This window comes from Ktedonobacter sp. SOSP1-52 (assembly GCF_016587395.1).
The window spans coordinates 581866-603243 of record NZ_BNJH01000005.1 but is presented as its reverse complement, the minus strand read 5'-3'; the positions used below and the strand labels follow the sequence as shown (position 1 = coordinate 603243).

The following is a 21378-nucleotide window of genomic DNA, read 5'->3' as shown; positions in this document are numbered from 1 at the left end:
GGATATGAGTCAAAGCATTTCCGACAATATGAGCCAAAGCATCTCTTCAGAGTCGATGCCTCTCGCTCAAAAAACAGTGACCACCAAGCAGCGGCGCCCCAGTCAGTTCAGCTTGAATAACATTGGGGTTATGACCTTCTTGATCGCCTTTGCCGTCTACTTTCTGATACCCTTTTTCTGGTTGGTGATCTCCTCGACGAAAAGCCAGGCCGATTTATTCGGTACATTTGGCTTCTGGCTCTCGCCTGACTTCCATCTGTTTGCCAATTTACAGCAACTCTTTACCTTCAACGGTGGAATTTATGCACGCTGGCTGCTGAATACCCTCCTCTATGCAGGCGTGGGAGCCGTAGTTGGGACGTTTATCGCGAGTATGGCTGGCTACGCCCTGGCCAAATATACCTTCCGTGGGCGTAACCTGACCTTCTCTATTATCCTGGGGGCGATCCTGGTGCCAGCAACGACCCTGGCTCTGCCACTCTACCTGTTAATGAGTAGTGTTGGGTTGACCAATACGTACTGGTCAGTACTCTTGCCTAGTCTTGTTAGCCCTTTCGGGGTATATCTCTCTCGTATCTATGCGGCGTCGGCTGTGCCCGATGAGCTTCTGGAGGCTGCCCGCATGGATGGAGCCAACGAGTTCACAACCTTTCTGATCGCGCTTAATTTGATGACCCCGGCGCTGGTAACGATCTTACTTTTCCAATTTGTGGCTATCTGGAATAACTACTTCCTACCGTTGGTGATGCTCAATGATTCCAATCTCTTCCCAATTACAGTGGGCTTACAGACTTGGAATGTGACCGCCACGAACGCTAGCGCTGGCCAGACAATCTATAACCTGATCATAACTGGATCATTGCTTTCCTCAATTCCGCTGCTGATTGGTTGTATTATCCTGCAACGCTTCTGGCGTGGGGGACTGGGAACGGGAAGCATTAAAGGCTAATGATTGGAGGTGAGTGCTCAAACGAATCAGGATCAAGCCTCAACACTACAGTGATGGCTATTCTTTGGTCCTCAAAGACATAGGGATACTAGTTTATTTAATGTCATTCATGGAGGAATGCATAATGAGAGTTTCCCGGCGGCGTTTTCTGGCCGGTTCTGTCGCCATGGCAGGCGCACTGGGCATGTTGCCCGAGGCCATAGGCCAACATGCTATATATGCGGCCTCTGCCCCCATTGGCCAGACGATCTGGCTGCAGGCGACAAATAACAACAACTTTGTCAGTGCTCGCAATAACCAGACCAATACCCCCCTACAGGCCACCTCAACCCAGGTGCAGACCTGGGAAGAGTTTGATGTGGTCGATGCTGGCAATGGGCTGATCGCCTTGCGATCCCACGCCAACAACAATTATGTCAGCGCACGCATCAGTCAGACGAATGTCCCCCTGCAAGCCACCGCGACCCAAGTGCAGGGGTGGGAGCAGTTCAACTGGCTGCCGCAAAGCAATGGGACCATCGCCTTACAATCGGCGGCTAATAACAACTATGTCAGTGCCCGTACCGACCAGACCAATACCCCCCTGCAGGCTACCGCGACTCAGGTCCAGGCCTGGGAACAGTTCAACTGGGGACTGGCTACTCCTCCCATTGGCAAAACCATCTGGCTGCAGGCAACAAACAATAACAATTATGTCAGTGCTCACAACGATCAGACGAATGCGCCTCTACAGGCCACCGCAACGCAGGTCCAGGGTTGGGAGCAGTTTGATGTGGTCGATGCAGGTAATGGGCTAATCGCCTTGCTCTCCCACGCCAACAACAATTATGTGAGTGCGCATATCAGTCAGACGAATGCGCCTCTGCAGGCCACCGCGACCCAGGTTCAGGCCTGGGAGCAGTTCAACTGGGTCCTGCAAAACAATGGGACCGTCGCCTTGCAATCGGCAGCCAATAACAACTATGTGAGCGCGCGCACGGACCAGACCAATACGCCTCTGGATGCCACCTCAACCCAGGCTCAGGCCTGGGAACAATTCCGCTGGGGACAGGTCGGTGGATCTGGTGGGTCGCCGAACTTTGGTCCCAACGTGTACATCTTTGATCCCACGATGTCTAGTTCAACGATTCAAAACACCTTGACTTCGGTCTTCAATCAGCAACAAAGCAATCAATTTGGCTCGAATCGCTATGCCTTCCTATTCAAGCCAGGCACCTACAACGTGGATGTCAACCTTGGCTTCTACACCCAGGTACTGGGTCTGGGCTATCTGCCCGGCAATGTGACGATCAATGGCGCGGTTCACGTCGCTGCTGACTGGATGCCGGATCACAATGCCACCTGTAACTTCTGGCGCGCAGCCGAGAACATGACCGTGATTCCTCCCACTGGCACCAACATCTGGGCGGTGTCTCAAGCCGCACCTTTCCGACGCATGAATGTGCAGGGGAATATGAAACTGGATGATGGTGGATGGTCCAGTGGCGGCTTCCTGGCCGACACCCACGTCAGCGGTCAGGTCAACTCGGGTACGCAGCAGCAGTGGCTCTCCAGGAACGATCAACTGGGAAGCTGGACCGGTTACAACTGGAACATGGTTTTTGTGGGGGTCAATGGCGCACCGGGACAAAGCTTCCCCAACCCGCCCTACACTGTAGTTGGTCAGGTACCCGTGATCCGAGAAAAGCCGTTCCTGTATATTGATCAGTCTGGCAACTATCAGGTTTTTGTACCTGCCCTCAGGACGAACTCACAGGGCACGAGTTGGGGCAGTGGGTCGCCTGCTGGCACCTCCATCCCCCTCAGCCAGTTCTATATTGCTCAGCCGAGTGATACCGCGACAACCCTCAACAACGCACTTGCACAGGGGTTAAACCTGCTCTTCACGCCTGGCATCTACTCCCTCAATGGCACGATTAATGTGACACGAGCGAACACAGTGGTGCTCGGCCTGGGCCTGGCCACGCTGGTTCCGCAAAATGGGGTCATCCCCATGACGGTCGCCGATGTCGATGGTGTCACCATCGCCGGATTGCTCTTCGATGCAGGCCCAGTCAACTCGCCGGTTCTGTTGCAAATTGGCCCAAGTGGATCTTCACAGAGTCACGCGGCCAATCCTACGTTGCTCAGTGATGTCTTCATCAGGATCGGTGGCACTGCGACAGCCGGGCTGGCCACTCAGAGCCTGGTGATCAACAGCAACGATGTCATTCTCGACGACCTCTGGATCTGGCGCGCGGACCACGGCATCAACAACAACGCCACGGTTGGCTGGACCGTCAATCCCGCCGCCAATGGCCTGATTGTTAATGGCAACAACGTGACCGCGTATGGCCTGTTCGTCGAGCATTATCAGCAGTACCAGGTCATTTGGAATGGCAACGGCGGCCGGACCTACTTCTTCCAGAACGAACTGCCTTATGATCCCCCCACGCAGTCAGCCTGGATGAATGGTAGCACCAACGGCTACGCGGCCTACAAGGTGGCGAACTCGGTCACCAGTCACGAAGCCTGGGGATTGGGTAGCTACTGCTACTTCAATGTCAATCCCAGCGTGGTCGAGGATCATTCCTTTGAGGTCCCCAACACGCCAGGAGTCAAGTTCCACGACATGGTCACCGTCTCGCTGGGTGGAACTGGTACGATTGCCCATATCATCAACAGTACAGGAGGTCCGTCAAACTCCAGCAATAGCGTCGCTAAACTGGTCAGTTACCCCTAGTACCTAACCACAAGGCGTGTTTGGGAAAGAGTGTCCAGGGGGCGTCCCCCTGGGCGGGGTTGAAGGAACATCCCTTTTCTCTCTTTTCCTAAACGGTTGAGTGGCAGTGCACTAGCCTGGTTCACACTTGCTGAACGTCGCTCCTTGGGGCTGTTTGATTTCTGGGATGAAATTAGCAGCCCTGAGGAAACGGGTATGCCAGGTAATAGGGAGCCAGTCTTTGTTGGCTAGTTCCCTCACGCCGAAATTCCTTGAGAGTATGCATGGAGTGAGCAATCGCTCTCTCAACCTGAATATCGTGTTTTGTCATAGTATTCATGGAGGAATCGCTATGCGCAAATTTCCCCGTGTCCTCGCTCTCTTCTTTTCCTGTGTTATGGTGCTAAGTGGTATCGTGGCGGCGACAACTATTTTCTCTAAAGGCATACCCCGGGCCTACGCGGCTTCGGCCTTGCCCAGCAGTTACTTTGCCCCCTATGCCGAGACCGGTGTAGGCGCGTCCTTGCAATCAGTGACCCAGAGTACCGGGCAGAAATACTACACGCTGGCTTTTATTACCGCCAGTGGGTGTAGTCCTGTCTGGGATGGATATGTCCCAATCAATAATACTTCGTCAGATTTGCCGACGTTGACCAGCGATATCTCCTACATTCGCAGTCAGGGCGGCGATGTGATTATTTCGTTTGGAGGAGCGGCAGGCCAGGAACTGGCACAGGCCTGTACCAGTGCTAGTAGTTTGCAGGCCCAGTACCAGGCGGTGATTAACCAGTACAGCGCGTCACACCTGGATTTCGATATTGAAGGCGGGGAAGAAGGAGACGCGACCACCTATACGCGCCGCAACACAGCCCTGGCGGCGTTGCAGCAGGCCAATCCGGGCTTGACCATCTCCTTTACCCTGCCTTCGGGCACCACCGGCCTGGAACCAGCCCCCGCTGGCCATACAGGAAGTCTGGATCTGCTCAAGGACGCGATATCCAAGGGAGTCAATTTTAGCGTGGTCAACCTGATGACGATGGATTATGGGAGCCCTGACAGTCAGATGGGACAGGAGGCGATCAACGCGGCCAACGGCCTGCATGCCCAGTTACAGCAGATGTTCCCCTCAAAGACCTCCAGCCAACTGTGGTCGATGGTTGGGATCACCGCGATGATTGGTCAGAACGACACTCCGGGCGAGATCTTTACACAGAGCAATGCGTCCCAGGTGTTGTCTTTCGCGCAGGCAAACCAAATTGGAGAACTCGCATTCTGGGCGGTCTCACGAGATAATGGTTCTTGCCCGGGTCGTACTACTCCTACTTCGGATACCTGCGATGGCCTCTCGCAGAGTACCTACGCATTTACTAATCTCTGGAAACCCTTCACCAGCGGCAGTTCTTCCCCAACTCCTACTCCAACTGGCACACCGCCCAGCATCATTGGCAAAACCATCTGGCTGCAGGCGACAAATAACAACAACTTTGTCAGTGCTCGCAATAACCAGACCAATACTCCTCTACAGGCCACCTCAACCCAGGTGCAAGCCTGGGAAGAGTTTGACGTGGTTGATGCTGGCAATGGGCTGATCGCCTTGCGATCCCACGCCAACAACAATTATGTCAGCGCACGCATCAGTCAGACGAATGTCCCCCTGCAAGCCACCGCGACCCAAGTGCAGGGGTGGGAACAGTTCCGTTGGTTACCGCAGAGCAACGGGACTGTTGCCTTACAATCAGCGGCCGATAACAATTATGTCAGTGCCCGCACGGACCAGACCAATACCCCCCTGGATGCCACAGCGACTCAGGTGCAAGCCTGGGAACAGTTCAACTGGGGACTGGCTACTCCTCCTATTGGCAAAACCATCTGGCTGCAGGCAACAAACAATAACAATTATGTCAGTGCCCATACCGATCAGACGAATGCCCCCCTGCAGGCCACCGCGACGCAGGTCCAGGGTTGGGAGCAGTTTGATGTGGTCGATGCAGGTAATGGGCTAATCGCCTTGCTCTCCCACGCCAATAACAATTATGTCAGCGCCCGCATCAGTCAGACGAATGCGCCTCTGCAGGCCACCGCGACCCAGGTTCAGGCCTGGGAACAGTTCAACTGGGTCCTGCAAAGCAATGGGACCGTCGCCTTACAGTCGGTGGCCAATAACAACTATGTCAGTGCTCGCACGGACCAGACCAATACGCCCCTGGATGCCACCTCAACCCAGGCTCAGGCCTGGGAACAATTCCGCTGGGGGCAGGTTGGCTGACCCGAGATACTGGCACGTAGTTTATAGTCAGGTTGGTAAGAATGTCGTGTTGCAGATTAAACCTACAAGTTATTGCGACAAATGGCACCTTGACCCTGAACTTTACTGCCTCGATGAATAATGCTATCATTGGAACTGCAAAGCATTGGTTGGGACTGGCAGAGCCTGGGTAGCTCGACGTGCAAAGCCCCTTTTGCACGAGCCGCCGTCGGGCCCGCTCCCACCGATCGCGGCAAACAGGGAACCAAACGGAGCATCCTCTGCGATCGCAGAGGATGCTCCGTTTGGCATTGGTGATTGAGGGGGCCAATCGCCATGACATGAAGCTGGTCGCGGCGACGTTGGAGCATCACGCTCTTGCGCATCCTGAGTCAACTTTGGAGCATCCCCAGCATCTGTGCTTGGATGCTGACTATGATTACGACGTGATCTACAGCCTGCTCTATGAGCCTCATGTGCGTCTCAATCGTCATAATCATGCTTGGTATTGGCAAGCACTTGAGCAACAAGGAGATATGTACCAGCAACCCAGGAGTCTCCCAACGCTCTGGAAACAACCAAAGTTCCCAAACGATGGGTGGTTGAACGCCTCTTCTCCTGGCTCAACCGCTGGAGTCGGATTGTGATCCGTTGGGAAAAGTTGGACCACACCTAAAACCCTTTCCCCCATAACAACCGGAATGCTCGTAGACTGCGTCTGTTTGTGACCTAATACCTTGCTTCCCTGCGTACTTATATGCATGCTGCTAAAGATGAACATGCTACTCCCAATGACCAGTAGCATGACAGCGGCGATGGCCAGCAGTGTCAAATGGCGCTTCATACCTCTGTGCTCGCCTGGCATTCCACCTCCACTCCCCATCCCTTTGATGATGCGCAGTTGGGATCGTTTCTCGCCCTCTGCTTCCCGAGCAATAGCCGAGCTCAAACGTTGTCGCATACGTAGCAACGTCTGCTCCGAGGGATGCGTCTGTTGAGAGGCTGGCTGATAAGCTTTTTCCAGAAAAGTTATTATCTCCTGGTTGTGGGGGTCGCGCTCTTCGGAAGCGTGATCTTCTAGTATTTGAGCAATGCTCATGTCTCCATCACAGAGATTCCTGAACTGGGATCATTTGTGTTTTTTGACAACAATCATCTGTGTTTAGAAGTCACATAGCCCAAAGGTGAAAGTGTCTCTTAAATGAAGAGGCTTTGTTGGAGCGTTTATCGGTATGGCACTACGAGTCAATATGCGGTGTAGGTCCACTTGATGGGCTTAGCCATCGTCCGATTGTAATAGGCAATAAAGGCCAGCACCTGGTAGCGTAAATCATCGAGCGGGATGAAATGGCCCCGTTTGACAAGCTTGCGGACCAGAATACTGAGTCAGATTTCCGCCTGGTTCATCCAGGAGGCATGTTTGGGAGTGTACTGAGAGCTCCCCGTGTGAAAGCAGCGGGGGTTCCAGGGGTCGACCAAAGCTTCCAGCTCTTCTCCTTTTGGGAGAAGCGTTGGCTCTCGTGGTGGTTCCCCTGAACTTTTCGGCAGACGCGCTCTGGCTCTGGGAAGACCAAAGCTTCGGGGCAACGTCTGCCCTTCTTTCGCGCGTTGGATTGCACGCTCGTGTGCTGCCATGAGGCGCGCTTGCGCACCTTCCCAATACGGCTGGTATCGAGCACACGAGGGAATGGGGTCTGCTCGATGAAGGTAGGCAGCCAGAAAAGCCGAATACAGGTCACGTTGGACGGGACCCACGCCACACTCGCACTGATGCCAGCGCTGAGAGCGCGGCTTTTTGACCTTCTTGCCACACCCATGACACCACTGGCTCAGCGCCGTTGTACGTGTGGGGACGCGCCACCAGGGTGCCGCCCGTGCTTGCAACGGTACGTCTCAGGAGTTCCACAAACATCCCTGGTGCTCGCAGTCCCACACTCTTACCATAACGTTTTTGCCATGCCTTGTAGGAAATCTTTTCGATGATGATGGTGGCCCTGAAAGAGAAGAACCCTGAACGAGGAGGCGAGAACAAAGAAAGAGAGAAGCCTTTGTTGTTGGCTAGCAAAGGCTTCTGCTCTCTATCCACGAGCTAACGGAAGGCGACATCGCGATTGCGTTCGCGCGGAAGTTGATACCAGACATCGTCACATACTTCTTGCATCTGTTCATCGAGTACCAGATCAACCGCCGGGAGGGTCTGGTCGAGTTGCTCTGGTTTGCTCGCGCCCACGATGGCTGAAGTAATTGCAGGTTGAGCCAGGACCCAGGCCAGCGCGAGTTGCGCCACCGAGAGATGGCGTTCCTGGCAAAACGACTTGAGTCGTTCTACTGCTTGCATCTGCGCATCTTGCCAGTAGCGGGCTTGATAGAGCTTCCCAGCATTGTTGATCGTGAAACGTGTCCCCTCGCTCGGTTGTTGCCCTGGTTGATAGCGCCCTGTCAGGACTCCTCCGGCCAGAGGATTGTAACTTATTACCCCTATTCCCTGGTCAAGCGCAAGGGGGAATAACTCGGCTTCGATATGGCGGAATAAGAGGTTATAACGCGGTTGCACGCAGTCAAAGCGAGCCAGGCCCCATTTGTCGCTGGTCCAAAGCGCCTTGGTCAACAGCCAGGCTGGATAATTGGAGCAGCCAATATAGAGCACTTTGCCGCTGTGAACCAGATCATCTAGAGCGCGCAATGTTTCATCAAGGGGTGTTTCCGGATCAGGAAAATGCATCTGGTACAGGTCGATGTAGTCCGTTTGCAAGCGACGCAAACTCGCCTCTACGGCCTGAACAATGTGCTTGCGCGATCCGCCTTGCTCATTAGGCCCCTGGCCCATCTTGCCAAAAAACTTGGTCGCCAGGACAATCTGTTCTCTGCGACCTTTGAGCCAGCGTCCGATATATTCCTCGGTGCGCCCAACTGTTTCCAGGGACGCTCCCAGCGGGTACGCATCGGCGGTATCGAAGAACGTCACTCCTGCATCAAAGGCTTTTTGCATAATGGCACGCGAGGTTGGCTCGTCGCACTGGTTGCCAAAGGTCATGGTACCCAGGCAAATTTCAGAGACACGCAGTCCCGTGCGGCCCATGCGCTTGGTTTTCATAATCGAATTCCTCCTTTTCCTCCCATGATGAGAGATGGGATCCTGGCATTTCTCTACCCATTCCCACCTCTAAGGGTTCTTTGGGCGATGTGGCCTTATTGTACTTCTTTCGTTTGGGAGAGAGCAAACAATCGACGAATAATTTCGCTTCCCCATTATTCCATAGCTCATACCACCCACCGCATGACGGACCTCCGATCTGGCAGAAAGCGCGTGTGCCTGCGAATTCTGGTGCGCAGGTACAGGTATCTGGGTGGGCAAATGGTCCGAGAAGAGGGGCTTTTTGTAGGGGAACGGCTCGCAAAAGTAGACCAAACCCTCCCGCAGAATCCCGGGATTTACCATTTTTCTCTGAACTTGTCGTATTCTATCATTGTATTCACTCTATGGTTTTGAAAATCATCAAGAAAACGGTAGTCTCGCTATGGACCTCGTGCGCTGGAGGAACCCTGACACGCAAAGGCTGGCTCCTGTTCACCGCAATGTTGGTGATCTGGGGCATTCCTTATCTCTTCATCAAAATTGCGGTGTGGGAACTTGGCCCCATTGTTGTCGTATTTGCTCGGGTTGGGGTTGCCGCTCTTGTTCGGTTCCCGGTGGCAGTCCACCAGGGTGTGTTGCGGCAACTGCGCGAGCGCTGGCTCACTGTTGCCGCGCTTGCCTGTGTGTAGATTGCCGGACCGTTTCTGTTGATCAGCTACGGTGAGCAGCACATCGCATCGTCGCTCACAGCCTGCTCATCGCCGCCGATCCACTTCTTGTTGTGCTTTTCGCGCTCCGCTTCGATCCGAGTGAACGAGTGCGCGGCACGCGCCTGCTCGGACTGCTGATCGGCCTGGGCGGCGTGGCAACGCTGTTGGGCCTCGACGCAGGCGGAGATACGCAACGGTTACTCGAAGCAACGCTGGTCCTGCTCGCCGCCACAGGCTACGCTGTCGGCGCTCTGCTCATCAAACGACCAACTATCGCAACCTTGCCCAGCCTGGGAGTGATGACCGTCGAGTGCCTGACTGCGACCGCTGTGCTGGCGCCACTGGCCATGACCAGGCTACCCGGCAGGATACCTGACTTGGAGGTGATAGTGAGCCTACTTGTGCTTGGCCTGATCTGCTCGGCGCTGGCTTATCTCCTCTTCTTCGCACTGGTGGCCGAAGTCGGAGCCAGTCAGGGTAGCGTCATAACCTACGTGGTAATTGGCGCGAGTGTTAGACACTTTTTAGGGGTTTTGGTCACTTTCGGTGGAAAATCCCATCAATAAGTCTGCATTCCAAGCAGGAGAGCTTTCTTGCTTGTCCCCCTGAATCAGAGGTGCTACAGTGCATCCATCATCGACTCTCTTTTCATTCAGCACAGGAGTGCTTCATATGGCCTGGACAGATCTTCTCCCACCTCTCCCCTCTCTGAAGATGGACTCCATTTTGCAGGAAGGCCGGCAGATTCTGATCACGCTGGTGCGCGACCCGCGAGAGTGAGCAGTGTCCCACCTGTCAGACCAACTCGCAAGCGGGGCACGGTTGGTACACTCGCCGCATTCAGAGTCTTCCTTGTTCGGGCCGGGCGGTCATGTTCCTCATCCGAGCGCGGCGTTTTCGTTGCCTCAATCCCGCCTGTCCTGAGCCTCGACCTTTCGAGAAGGCCTCTCCGCCCTTGCTCACCGCTATCAGCGAGGAAGCCCAGGAAGCGTTTCCTCTCGTTCTGTTTCTCTCGCCTGAACTTCATCTAGCCGTTTTTCAGACACTTTGCCATTCTCAAAAACTCGAGATCATCGTGTATGGCGCTCCCACCTACGAACCGCTTGAGAAACTCACGCTTCCTTGGGGAGAAGCCCATCGGCAAGAATTGCTGCAGATGGTACCATCGTTGCCTAATTCGAAACCCGAAGCGCCTCTTCGCCATTCCGCATGGAAAGGGGGAGAGGCACGTGCCACATGGCACCAATTTTTGGCTCAGTGGAAACGAAATCTGCTAGAAAGATCGTACTCACCCCCCCCGTTTCACCGCTTCCTACTTCTATTGCTCCTCATCGTCCCTTTTGAGAGTAGATCTCTTCCCAACCCTGCAAATCTTTGCCACTGCTCTCATTCCAGACAAGGTTATCTTCGTGGTCCAGGAAATGCTTGAAGAGAAACCATTACAAGCAGCAATAAACGCTGAGTTCCGTTGGTATCGTGCTCCATCTGGGACAATTGAAGGGATTGTATTGGTTCCTTCTTACGAGGTCTGGAGACATGCGACCCTTGTCTTTCATGCTCCCAAAGTATACAGCTATGATGAGGGAATGCTCCTTGTCCTCCCCTATGTATTTCAGGGCAGTGGTATCACTTCCATTGATCGACAGGTGTTTTTCTTCCCTGCTCGTGATCACGACCAGCAGATTCTCCAGCTCTTAGCGAAGCAAACGAGCCTGTCAGTCTATGGTGTCATTTCAAATCCTGGTCGAGGTCGCGTCGTAGGAACAAAACGATGCCCATTTTTAACCAATAAGCAACGATGCTTGCTCAAGCGTGCTTACGTTCCTCTCAAAAAGGCACAAGCAACCGCGCCAGGCCATCTCTTGAAAAGATATCAGGCGCAGATGGCGCAAGAACAACGACAGAAAAAGCAACAGCAAGAGGAACAGCATCGATGGAGCCTCCCTGCGGGTTGGAGCGAAACATTGCAATCTAGCCAACAACAGGCTGCTTTGCTTCTTTCAGCAGGAGAACACAAGCCTCTTCTCCTCATCACCTTGCCTATTGGCACCCGCGCTACCGATCTGGATGTCTCACTTCCCGCACTCAATATTTTTCGCTACTCTTCAGGATTCCTAGCCGTGTGCCTACATATTCACGTGAGGGGAAAGAGCGGTGATATCCTGCCTATTGATCTTCTCGTCCATCCACTGCTTGAACAGAAGCTCCTCCGCAAGCTAGCATTTGTCGAAGAAATGGCTGTTTTGCTGGTCGAACCTCATGCTCAGATACCCTGGAACATTGGGGCCAAACAGATCGTCCATTGGCCTGTGGACTTTTGTGTACGCCTGCGCCCTCTGAGTGAGAAATCGTCTCGGCTCTACCGTATTTCTGCGCCAGAGAATAAAGCGGGATGGTTGGCACTTTTACGAGAGCATGTATGTATTTTCCCGCCGACAACCCAGTTTCATGCCCTCGATCAGCTGCCTCATCGCATCACAAAAAATTTGCCGTTATGGAAATCTTCTCGCGCTCCAGCGTCATCACGTCGCAGGTCTGTCGGTAGCATGCATGGAAAGACACCCAACGAGCCAATGGTTCTCCAAGAGACTTCACAGGTCAAAGGTCACGCGTCCTTTTCTCCACAAGCCACTGATGAAGTGAGCTATCGGCCACTTATTGACCCAAGAACTTCGGTCGAGTATGCTGTTGCCTGGAAACGAGAGAATACCTCGCCTTTCATCGAGAACTTCCTAAACATTGTCAGAGAAGTCTCCCAATGTCTTGAGGCGCAACAAAAGACGCTTCTCACTTCTTCTTAGATTGTAAGGTTCCTCCAAGGGGGATCGCAATTTTGGAACCATCCGGGTGAATCTGAGCAACCACACAGTAATTGATTTGCTACCTGAGCGCTAGGTTGAGAGTGCTGCCACTGCGCGTACTATGGATGCTCTTATGAAACTCCTCTCGCCATTCCTGATCAGGTGTCGTGAGTCTGCACTAGGCTCTATCCCATTCTGTGGAATACCGGTCTAGACAACGCAACGAAAATTGCCAGTAGCGACGTGAGCGTGGCGTTTAAGAGTTGGAAATTGCAAAAGTTGAATCACTCCCAGACCCACCAGTCGAAAACAACTACAAAAAATGGTAATATGAGGCTTACAAGAGCAATCTATTGACCAATCCATACCTCACGAAGGCCGTTCTCCGTCTAGTTTAGGAGCTATTTAAGAATGATTTCCCAAGAACTCGCTGTACTTCCAGGGCCTCCGCTAGGTAGTCCCCCGTTTGGGAGAACCAAGATGCTGCTCAAGCTCAGTCTCCAAACAGCGCTCAATGAAACGATGCGTTGCCACACGCTGGCTGGCGGTCTTCAACTCCAGCCAACCACGCTCTCGAAATGTTCTCTCGGCGACGCCAGGGCTTTCGCACGCGTCCTATGTGACTGAAGCGGTTTCAAGGCCCTCTCACACGCTCATGCATGGTTTTCAAAATAAACATGCAATCCTGGACCTCATGTTTCTGTACAAAAAACGGCATCATCTTCCTCTCGGCTGCTGCTCCTTTCGCGCGATACGTGGTATCCACACGAGGATTAACTCTTCTTTGTGAGCAGTGTCACATTCTCTCTGTGACGTGACCACTGGTGCCGCACCAAGTTCTCCGCTACACTCATAGTAATGAGTATAAAACGCGCAAGGAGGGCTACTATGTTAGAAGGTTCCATATCGTTAGAGGACAAAAACACATTGTTGCTGTTTGGAGGCTTATGCCTCTTCTTTGGTGTAGTGACTATCTCTGGACTATTTTCCCTTATAAAGGGAACAAAACAAACACTCCGGCTGCTACCGCTTCTGATACGCGGTCAGAAGGTTATGGGAGAGGTCGTGAATGTCCATACTACGACCATAGGTTCAAATGGTGGAAGTACTTATACGTTACTCACCGTTGGCTTTGTTGCCTTCAATGGAGAGGCATTGTCGTTCCGATCATATGCCCTTGGCTATTACGAGGTGGGAGATTATCTATCAGTTCGTTATCTTACCGACAATCCCTCTATAGCCGAATTGACAGAGGTTACTCCCTGGGACGGGGGCTACGAAGCACACCTCCTATTATACTGATGTTCATTGGCCTGACGAGCTTTCCCCTTGGCTGCTTCGTCCTGTTCAAGATCATCGAAGCCTTCAAGGGACTCAATCACGTCTCTCTCCTGACGCTCTCCGGTCGAGTCCTGGTTCCTTTTCGCGTCGGTAGCTACCAGGAGCCTCGCATGCGTTCGATCAAGGGGCAGGCTGATCTGATGTACCGCAATGACACCTTCTCTTTGGCGGTAACTCTTGAGGTTCCTATGAAGACTTAAGGCACATCCATACACGCACGGAAGCACCGTTGAGAAAGTCGCAGCGATCTCGCCAGAGCTCCTGGGCCTTTGGACAACTCCGTTTCTTCCTCTCCTACAAGGCTGCTCTTGCTGGTGTCCCATTGCATATCGTTGATCCCCACAATACAAGTCGTACTTGTAGTAGCTGTGGACACTGTGCAAAAGAGAATCGTAAGAGCCAAGCTTTCTTCTGTTGAATCAATTGCGGCATGCTGATGAACGCTGACATCAACATCTCTAGGGCATCGGTCATGGTGCCTATTGTCTCGTCCAGTAGTTCTGCTAGATAGACTCAGCAGTGTCTCCTTTTGTCACGTTTTGTAGTTATCCTTCTCTCATCTGTTCATCGCCTCAAATCCCTGTAATGTTTTCCACGCCGTCTTCAGGGAAAAGAAGCCCATCCCTGGTTTCGTCAAGCGTTTGATAAACCGACGGCCCTGTTCGATCAGGTTGTTGAGATATTTGACCTGTCTCAGTTCGACCAATGCTGGTAGAATGCCTGCGGCTTTGAGATCAGCAATCGCTTTAGGGTAGGCAGCGTTTTTATCCACGTTGATCACCCGAGGGACTAACGTGGTGTTGGGATCAGCCAGAGAGAGCTATGGACTGGGGCTCCTGCTTTTCAAGTGTGCCCGCTTGAGAAACCGAATGAGTAGTCAATGCGAGCGCTTTGAGGAAGAAGGCTTGAGCTGCCTGGGCATCGCGCGTTGGGCTCAAGAGGAACTCCAAGGTCTGGCCATCTGAATCAACTGCTCGATAGAGGACATCCACACCCCTTTCACTTTGACATAGGTTTCATCGACACGCCACGAGTCATTGCAGGCTTTGAGATACGGTCGACAACGCTTCTCCAGTTCGGGGGCATAGTATTGCACCCAGCGATAGATTGTTGTGTGATCGACGTGCAACCTTCGCTCGAACATCATTTCTTCCAGGTCACGATAGCTGAGCGAATAGCGCAAGTACCAGTGTATGCACAGAAGAATGATCTCGGATTGGAAATGGCGCCATTTGAACGGGTGTTGCTCTGTCATGGCGGGTCTTCTTGCCTTCTTTTCTTCCAACTTTAACAGATCAGTTTCTTTCTTACAACACAATCCACGCTAGCATATTCCCCTGGGACTCCACTGCTCGAGACAAGTACATCCAGACACCCTTGACGTTCATATACGTCTCGTCAACGCGCCAAGAATCGCTCGTGGCCTTCAGATGAGGACGGCAGCGCTACTCCAGCTCGGGAGCGGAGCGCTGCACCCAACGCGAGATGATGGTATGGTCAACCTGCAAACCCCGCTCGCGCATCATCTCTTCCAGGTCGCGATAGTTTAAAGCGTACCTTCAATACCAGCGCTCGCAGAACAGAGTGATCGCTGTTTCGAAGTGGCGCCATTTGAAGAGGTGTTGTTCTGCCATGAGAGATCCTCTTCGGTCTTCTTTTGGGTCCACTCTACCAGATCAACTTGCTCTTTGCAACACAGCCCCAGCGAGCACCACGAATGCTCGTAAAGATCTCATTACTTTTTGCGCTCTTATGCGTTTATATAGATGTATTTGACTTTGGCAACAGGAAGGCCGTTGCGAGGGCACCATGCGCAGCGGCCTTCCTGTTTTCCTTTTAGGACTTTCGTTCGCCTCCATAGATGATGGTTTCTACAGCCTGCGCGTGCGGAGTGGGAAAGCCGTCTATGTAGGCCTGGTTGGGGAGTGTTGCAAAAAAAATTAAATTTCAGCAAACTGAAGTCCATATGAACATATCTCCCGAGGAAAAGATGCAGAACATTCTGTTCTTTTGCTCCATTTTCTCCGCTCAACATTTCTTTTGCCCCATTTTCTCCGCTCAACATTTTTTGCAACACCACCTGATCATCGTGATGCCTCCTGAGAACAAAACTTCGAAGAAGAGTACTTCATTGCTTTGGGATGATATGTCACACAAGAGTGCCGTGTCTTTTTCCGTCCATGTTCATCATGATTGTAACATACTATGCTGCTTCTCATGTACTGTTTTCTGATATCCTCCTGCGTTGCCAGAGACTTGGCTGATCGGGTGGGGGCAACTGGTTCAGAATATACTGCCCAATAGCAAAGGCCGCATGAGGGCGGCTGAGTCGCAGTGCATTTTCCCGTCGATGGAGCAGTAGTAGCGAACCGGGCTGGAGTAACCGGCGAAGCTCGTCGACAATCTCCTGAGGACGCTGTGCTAGGATTCCAACAGCATTGCGTTCAACGAAGGCAATATTGCCTGACTCTGTGCCTGGGACGTGTCCACACAAGATGATGGGTAAACCGCAGGCGAGCGCCTCGCAAATCGTTCCTGGCCCAGCTTTGGTCACGATGACATCGGAAATCCGCATCAGATCAGGCATATTTTCTACAAACCCAAAGAGGTGCATCGGCACCTGGAGTCGGGAACGCATGCGCTGAAGGCGGGTATGCAACTCCTCGTTGCGTCCAGCTACGACCAGCAGTTGTACGGGCAAACGTGCTTGCGAGATGGCACGTACTGCTGTAGATAATCCTCCCGCCCCCTCTCCACCTCCGACCAGTAAGACAACCGGAAGATGAGGGATGAGGCCAAGGCGTTCAGATACACTGTCCTCCTGTTTGGTTATGCAGGTAAATTGGGGATGAATGGGCAGACCAATGACGTGGACGAGGGAGGAGTCGATGCCCTTCTGGATTGAAAACGCTTTGGCTTGCTCAGTGGGAACGACGTAGCCGCTTGCGCCCGGAGCGAACCAGGCGGTGTGAACGCTGATAAGATCAGTCACCACCGTCACAAATGGAATCGGCACCCCCAGTTTATGCAATATGTGCAGCGTAATATAATTGAGCACGGGATGGACCGAAACAATGATGTCTGGCTCTATAGTCGACATCAGATGATGCATGCCGCTTCGAATGAAAGGGCTTCCCAGAGCGGTTGCAGCTTTGACCATGGCTTCATGGTTCATCTGCTGAAAGAATTTCCCATGCAATTGTGGATGTAGGCGAATCATCGGTGCATACAGTTTGGCGATTTCACGCAGAGGAAATCGGCTGCACTGCTCAAACACATCGACGATCTCGATGTGATAGTTTGGCGGAGAGGGCGTATCTCTGAGGCGACCAGACTCATAGCCATCAGCTGATGGTTGCGTTTCTCTTCTCATGCTCTCACTCCAGTGAGCATGCTCCTCCTGTGAAAGGAGTGTGATCGCGGAAGCAATGGCATTGGCCGCGCTGCGATGTCCTGCTCCAGTATCAGCAAGCAAGAACAGGATAGTTCGTTGGAGGGTAGACACCAGCAGTGCTCCTCCTTCCCAAAATGCTGCAACGACTGAGGAAGATATTCCCTCTTCAGAAAAGGGCATCTTGCTTTCGATCCTTATTCTTTACTCTAGTCACGTACAAATGCTCCTCTTTGTCACACCTGTCACGAAGCCAATCGGCTTTCTGTGCGTGTTTGAATAGAGCAGCAAGGTAGAATGCTATCGTTCAGAGTCTATTCGCACAAAGGGAGAGATTCCATATGAAGCCGATTGAAGAGCAAATGCAGCCGCAGGAGTATGCACAGCATTTCGCCAGACCGCTTCAGCGGGCACAGCACGAATGCGGGGATGTGTCAGAACTGAGAACGCAGTCCATGTGAAATCGTTCTTAGTGATAGACTGACAATCATTGAGAACATTGCTCTGAGGAGGGAACGATGAACTGCCCACACGGCGCATCCTCGACGACAAAAGAACAGCACAAGCACACCGCTCTGGGCTATCAAACGTTCCGCTGTTCGGCGTGTTGTTGCACCTTCAACGAACGTACTGGCACTTTCTTCAACTTTCTAGAAGACCCCACCGATATCGTACTCCTCGTTGTCCCGTGGCGATGACGATACAAATGAAGGGTTCTGTCAGAACTGAGAAAACAGAAGCGAATCAGGCTGAATAGAATGCCTCGATATGCTGCCTCTCACCGAGAGGAAAACTGTATAGATGCCTTCAAAGCTGCAACGCGATGTTGAAGCAGCCACACGCTTTTTCCACAAAACACTTGCCTCCTTTCACACAGTCTCCCCTCGTGTGATCACCGTGGACAGGAACGCTGCGTCTCCCAAAGCCTTCCACGAGAGGAAAGCAGTTGGTGCGGTTCCAACTCCTTGTGAATTGCGACAGCGCAAGTATCTCAACACTCTCGTCGAACAGGATCATCGCTTTCTCAAACGCCTCGTCAAACCAGGGATGGGGTTCTGGTCCTTTGAGATCGCATGGAGCACCTTCCGGGAATACGAGGTGATGCATATGATCAGGAAAGGCCAGGTGCAAGAGATAGACAAAGGAGAAATAGTCTCAGTCAAACAGGATTCATCGCAAGGGTGTTTGGAGTGGCAATCTAAACTCAACAGAACGGGAACAGTTTCGCGCGCGATTCCTTTCGCAAATTTCTTGCAACACAAACAAATCGAGCAACTATGCCAACTCCGATGTTGAGAGTAGTAAAGGAACAATGATATACTATGAATCTCGACCACTTTTTCGCTGAAGAGAAAAGTGATACTATTTTCAACGCTGGAACAGTAAATAAGGAGCAGTGCGCGATGAAGCCAAATCTTCACCTGAAAAAGGAACGAGAGTTGCGGGGATGGTCTCAGGCGAAAGTTGCCAGCGAAATTGGCGTCAACCTCATAGCGTAAGCCGCTGGGAGCGTGGCGTATCTCACCCCCTATCCATTTTATCGCGAGAAACTCTGCGCACTTTTCGGCACTGATGCCGAAACTCTGGGCTTCCTTTCCAATAGGGAATGTTTCCATACTGGCATTCTGTGGGCCAGTGTAGGGTCTGCAATGCCAAAGCACTGTGCCAGTCTGCACCTCATAGCAACTGAGTTGATGAACCCGATAAGCCTCTTTGATTGTGGCCCGTAGGGCTTTGCCATCAACAGCGGCGTGAGCATGTTTCACTTGGATTGCTGGCCTCAGGAGGCGACTGGGTTCTTCTCCATATCGGGCCTGAGCTTCCCAACGGGTGAAAAAGGCGGAAAGAAGTTCATCGAGATGCTTGCTGTCTACCATGGCCAGGACATGGCAATAGGTCATCTGGCAGGGCATCTGCTGGCGGGAGAGTCCAAAGCGCTGTGCTAAAGGAACCCGAAGATGGCGAACCCAATCAGTGGCTGCACTCAAGGTCTTTTGTCCTGCCAGCTTGGCAAGCACCAGCAGGGAGAGAACCAAGGCCAATTCGTATCGTTTTCCTTGTTTGCGTCTCTTGTCTGGGAGGGCTTGCAAGGTCTGGTAGAGTGAGGTGACGGGAAGCTTCTCTTGGTCATGTTCACCTCGTGCTGAAAGCGGTAATGTGGTAGAGTCCATGCAGCGTTTTCCTTGAGATGTGATTTGGTTTTTGTATTCTACAAGGAAAACTCTTCTTTTCACCTCCTTTTTGAGAATTGGAAAGCCCTGGCAATGCGATGGAAAAGATGGACAGTTGCCCCTCTTGAGGAGTACAATACGTGCAATGGGTCTATCCATTCACTCAAAAGCGAGCCCGCAGAAGCTTTCCCTTGCCGCACTGTCATAGCCAGTGGCTCCAGTATGGTGTCTCTCCTGAAAGCAACAGGAAAAAAGGGACTCATGAAGGGAAAGGGTGTTGATCTGGATGGTGGCGTCCCATCCAACATGTGATTGTGAACATCAGGAAACACGTGAAATCCACTCTGGTAAAAGAGACATCTATTCACCAGGGATGGCAGTAGAAAGCGAAACTGAATGCCAGATGGACGCATCCGTCAAGATATACGTTCGGGAATCGAAGTGTCAATCGTCCTCAAGCAAGACCAGCGAACAGGAAAACTGACCCGAGGAATCGTCAAGGACATTTTGACCAACTCCGTTTCTCACCCACATGGGATTAAGGTACGGCTTGTCGATGGACAGGTTGGGCGCGTACAGAAAATCGAGGAGTAGCATGCCACACAAGGATGACCTTGCTCCATTTCCAACGATGGAGTTTTGGTTTGAACTGAGTGCAAACGAAAGTTGATCATGACACGTGGTATGGTGCTCTCACGTCTCCCCGATACGACAGCTTCTTCTCAGATAGAGCTCCTCTCGCATGTACCTCCGGCGATCATATCGCAAAAACCAAATTTTCGTGGCGATACACACATCTGCATTATTTGCCAAACGTAACACGACCCATTTCATGAGACTTTGGAATTAAACATTGTTTTGTGATAAATTGGCTGAATGTTGGGGCGCAAAGGAAAGGGTCTCTATACGTTTCTATCCTCATCATTATCAGGTGTATTGTCCTCTGGCACTGTTTTCTCAGGAACAACCCGCAAGGTGAATGCATCCACCATGCGCCCACTCTTATCTATAAATCGAAGAATTCTACAATAGTTGGGGTACCAGGTAACTGCTCCTCCTGCCGCCTAATAGGATCGCTAACAATAGAATGTCTGTTCTTTCAGCCTGTTCTTACTGGATTTGGGGCTTTTTTCTTTCTCGCCGAGCGTTTTCAGATGAGATTTTTACACCTTTGCCTCTTGACTTATCACTCTGTTTTTTGCTAAATTAGTTATACGTATAGCGAGTAAAATATTCGATGTTGTTTTGAGAGTGAAGGTGAACATGAACAAGCAGGGGAAAAGCACCCGCAGAACGGAGGCTGCCGAGGCCAGCAAACAAGCGATTCTGGATGCCGCTGAAACAGTTTTTGCGGAAAAAGGCTATGATGCTGCGAGTCTTCAGGAGATTTGTGATCTGGCGGGAGTGACGCGTGGTCTGCCCAACTACTTTTTTGGTTCGAAGGAGGGCCTCTATCGCGCTGTCCTGGCACGAACCTTTACACACGCGCAAGAGCTGGTCACGTTTATTCATGAACAGGCACATACTCCTGGTGTCAATGCGCAGGAGATTATGCGTGTGGTCATTGAGCGTCTGTTTGATGACCTTACAACGCATCCAACTTTTGTGCGTTTGACCGAGTGGGAAGCTTTGCATGGTGCCCGCTACCTGGGCAATCTTCCATCTCAGTTCCAGCTCTTGCGCGAGGCCATACACGCGTTACAGGAGGATTTAGGGTGGCAAGGTGATGCCGAGCAATTTCTCATTGCTCTCACCGCTCTCTGCTGGTTCCCCACGGCCCATGCTGAAACATTCCTCAGACCATTGGGCGTCGATGTCCATGATTCCAACTTCCACGCCCGGTATAAACAGCATGTTGTGCATCTGCTACTTGGAGACATCCCTGACCATCCCAATACAGACTAATTGATCCTATCCTTGTAAGATAGGGCTGTTTTTTTGCCCGTTATATTCGCTGTATGTTCAGCGAATATATGGCTGTCAATAGAAAGAG

Annotated in this window: 17 protein-coding genes and 5 pseudogenes; 16 read left to right on the top strand and 6 right to left on the bottom strand. The window is 52.1% G+C overall.

Translation table 11 applies throughout. The annotated features are described in order from the left end of the window. The first annotated feature begins 4 nt into the window (after positions 1–4). From JMJ16_RS43335 to JMJ16_RS57570, 4 genes are all read left to right on the top strand, one after another. The gene (locus JMJ16_RS43335) at positions 5–949 is read left to right on the top strand and encodes a carbohydrate ABC transporter permease (RefSeq protein ID WP_201391730.1); all 945 of its coding nucleotides are present in this window, start codon (positions 5–7) and stop codon (positions 947–949) included. A gap of 124 nt (positions 950–1073) precedes the next feature. After that, positions 1074–3671, top strand: a complete 2598-nt coding sequence (locus JMJ16_RS43330; RefSeq protein WP_201391728.1) for a hypothetical protein — start codon at positions 1074–1076, stop codon at positions 3669–3671. Between the two features lie 331 nt (positions 3672–4002). Next, positions 4003–5916: a hypothetical protein gene (locus tag JMJ16_RS43325; protein ID WP_201391726.1), complete on the top strand. Its 1914-nt coding sequence runs from the start codon at positions 4003–4005 to the stop codon at positions 5914–5916. A gap of 577 nt (positions 5917–6493) precedes the next feature. Then, positions 6494–6571, top strand: coding sequence for a hypothetical protein (locus JMJ16_RS57570; RefSeq protein ID WP_374229172.1), 78 nt, complete (start codon positions 6494–6496; stop codon positions 6569–6571). Positions 6572–7345: 774 nt separating this feature from the next. Here the strand turns inward: JMJ16_RS57570 and JMJ16_RS43310 are convergent. Continuing rightward, positions 7346–7885, bottom strand: a pseudogene (locus JMJ16_RS43310) (zinc ribbon domain-containing protein); the annotation flags it as partial. Positions 7886–7984: 99 nt separating this feature from the next. Beyond that, positions 7985–8989: an aldo/keto reductase gene (locus JMJ16_RS43305; RefSeq protein WP_201391724.1), complete on the bottom strand. Its 1005-nt coding sequence runs from the start codon at positions 8987–8989 to the stop codon at positions 7985–7987. A gap of 386 nt (positions 8990–9375) precedes the next feature. Here JMJ16_RS43305 and JMJ16_RS43300 point away from each other — a divergent pair, with 386 nt between their 5' ends. The 7 genes and pseudogenes from JMJ16_RS43300 (at position 9376) to JMJ16_RS57560 (ending at position 14241) form a co-directional block, all read left to right on the top strand. Continuing rightward, complete coding sequence (locus JMJ16_RS43300) at positions 9376–9660, top strand: EamA family transporter (protein ID WP_201391722.1); 285 nt, start codon at positions 9376–9378, stop codon at positions 9658–9660. Positions 9661–9752: 92 nt separating this feature from the next. Further along, positions 9753–10247, top strand: a complete 495-nt coding sequence (locus tag JMJ16_RS43295; RefSeq protein WP_201391720.1) for a DMT family transporter — start codon at positions 9753–9755, stop codon at positions 10245–10247. 224 nt (positions 10248–10471) lie between these two features. Further along, positions 10472–11110 (top strand): annotated as a pseudogene (locus tag JMJ16_RS57565) (transposase family protein); the annotation flags it as partial. Then, positions 11091–12482, top strand: coding sequence for a hypothetical protein (locus tag JMJ16_RS43285; protein WP_201391718.1), 1392 nt, complete (start codon positions 11091–11093; stop codon positions 12480–12482). The pseudogene JMJ16_RS57565 and the gene JMJ16_RS43285, both read left to right, overlap by 20 nt. 411 nt (positions 12483–12893) lie before the next feature. After that, a complete protein-coding gene (locus JMJ16_RS43280) occupies positions 12894–13109 on the top strand; it encodes a hypothetical protein (protein WP_201391716.1) in 216 nt (71 codons plus the stop codon). A 261-nt stretch (positions 13110–13370) separates the two neighbouring features. Next, entirely contained in the window at positions 13371–13784 is a 414-nt protein-coding gene (locus JMJ16_RS43275) for a DUF3592 domain-containing protein (protein ID WP_201391714.1), read from the top strand. 268 nt (positions 13785–14052) lie between these two features. Then, positions 14053–14241, top strand: a complete 189-nt coding sequence (locus JMJ16_RS57560) for a zinc ribbon domain-containing protein (RefSeq protein WP_201391712.1) — start codon at positions 14053–14055, stop codon at positions 14239–14241. A gap of 138 nt (positions 14242–14379) precedes the next feature. Here JMJ16_RS57560 and JMJ16_RS43265 read toward each other — a convergent pair. The 3 genes and pseudogenes from JMJ16_RS43265 to JMJ16_RS43255 form a co-directional block, all read right to left on the bottom strand. Then, positions 14380–15078 (bottom strand): annotated as a pseudogene (locus tag JMJ16_RS43265) (IS6 family transposase). A 58-nt stretch (positions 15079–15136) separates the two neighbouring features. Further along, positions 15137–15457 (bottom strand): annotated as a pseudogene (locus JMJ16_RS43260) (DDE-type integrase/transposase/recombinase); the annotation flags it as partial. Between the two features lie 581 nt (positions 15458–16038). Next, entirely contained in the window at positions 16039–17328 is a 1290-nt protein-coding gene (locus tag JMJ16_RS43255) for a glycosyltransferase (protein WP_236601955.1), read from the bottom strand. A 404-nt stretch (positions 17329–17732) separates the two neighbouring features. Here JMJ16_RS43255 and JMJ16_RS43250 point away from each other — a divergent pair, with 404 nt between their 5' ends. The 3 genes from JMJ16_RS43250 (at position 17733) to JMJ16_RS43240 (ending at position 18713) form a co-directional block, all read left to right on the top strand. Further along, positions 17733–17912: a hypothetical protein gene (locus JMJ16_RS43250; protein ID WP_374229164.1), complete on the top strand. Its 180-nt coding sequence runs from the start codon at positions 17733–17735 to the stop codon at positions 17910–17912. A 103-nt stretch (positions 17913–18015) separates the two neighbouring features. Beyond that, positions 18016–18510, top strand: coding sequence for a DDE-type integrase/transposase/recombinase (locus JMJ16_RS43245; RefSeq protein ID WP_201391708.1), 495 nt, complete (start codon positions 18016–18018; stop codon positions 18508–18510). A gap of 26 nt (positions 18511–18536) precedes the next feature. Next, positions 18537–18713 carry a helix-turn-helix transcriptional regulator gene (locus JMJ16_RS43240; RefSeq protein WP_201391706.1) on the top strand — a complete coding sequence of 59 codons (177 nt, stop codon included), beginning with the start codon at positions 18537–18539 and terminating at the stop codon, positions 18711–18713. Positions 18714–19061: 348 nt separating this feature from the next. Here JMJ16_RS43240 and JMJ16_RS57555 read toward each other — a convergent pair. Beyond that, positions 19062–19385 (bottom strand): annotated as a pseudogene (locus JMJ16_RS57555) (transposase family protein); the annotation flags it as partial. A 396-nt stretch (positions 19386–19781) separates the two neighbouring features. On the opposite strand from JMJ16_RS57555, the gene JMJ16_RS43230 reads away from it, so the two are divergent. Then, complete coding sequence (locus tag JMJ16_RS43230; RefSeq protein WP_201386382.1) at positions 19782–19979, top strand: YwbE family protein; 198 nt, start codon at positions 19782–19784, stop codon at positions 19977–19979. Between the two features lie 669 nt (positions 19980–20648). Beyond that, entirely contained in the window at positions 20649–21290 is a 642-nt protein-coding gene (locus JMJ16_RS43225) for a TetR/AcrR family transcriptional regulator (RefSeq protein ID WP_201391703.1), read from the top strand. Positions 21291–21378 lie beyond the last annotated feature (88 nt).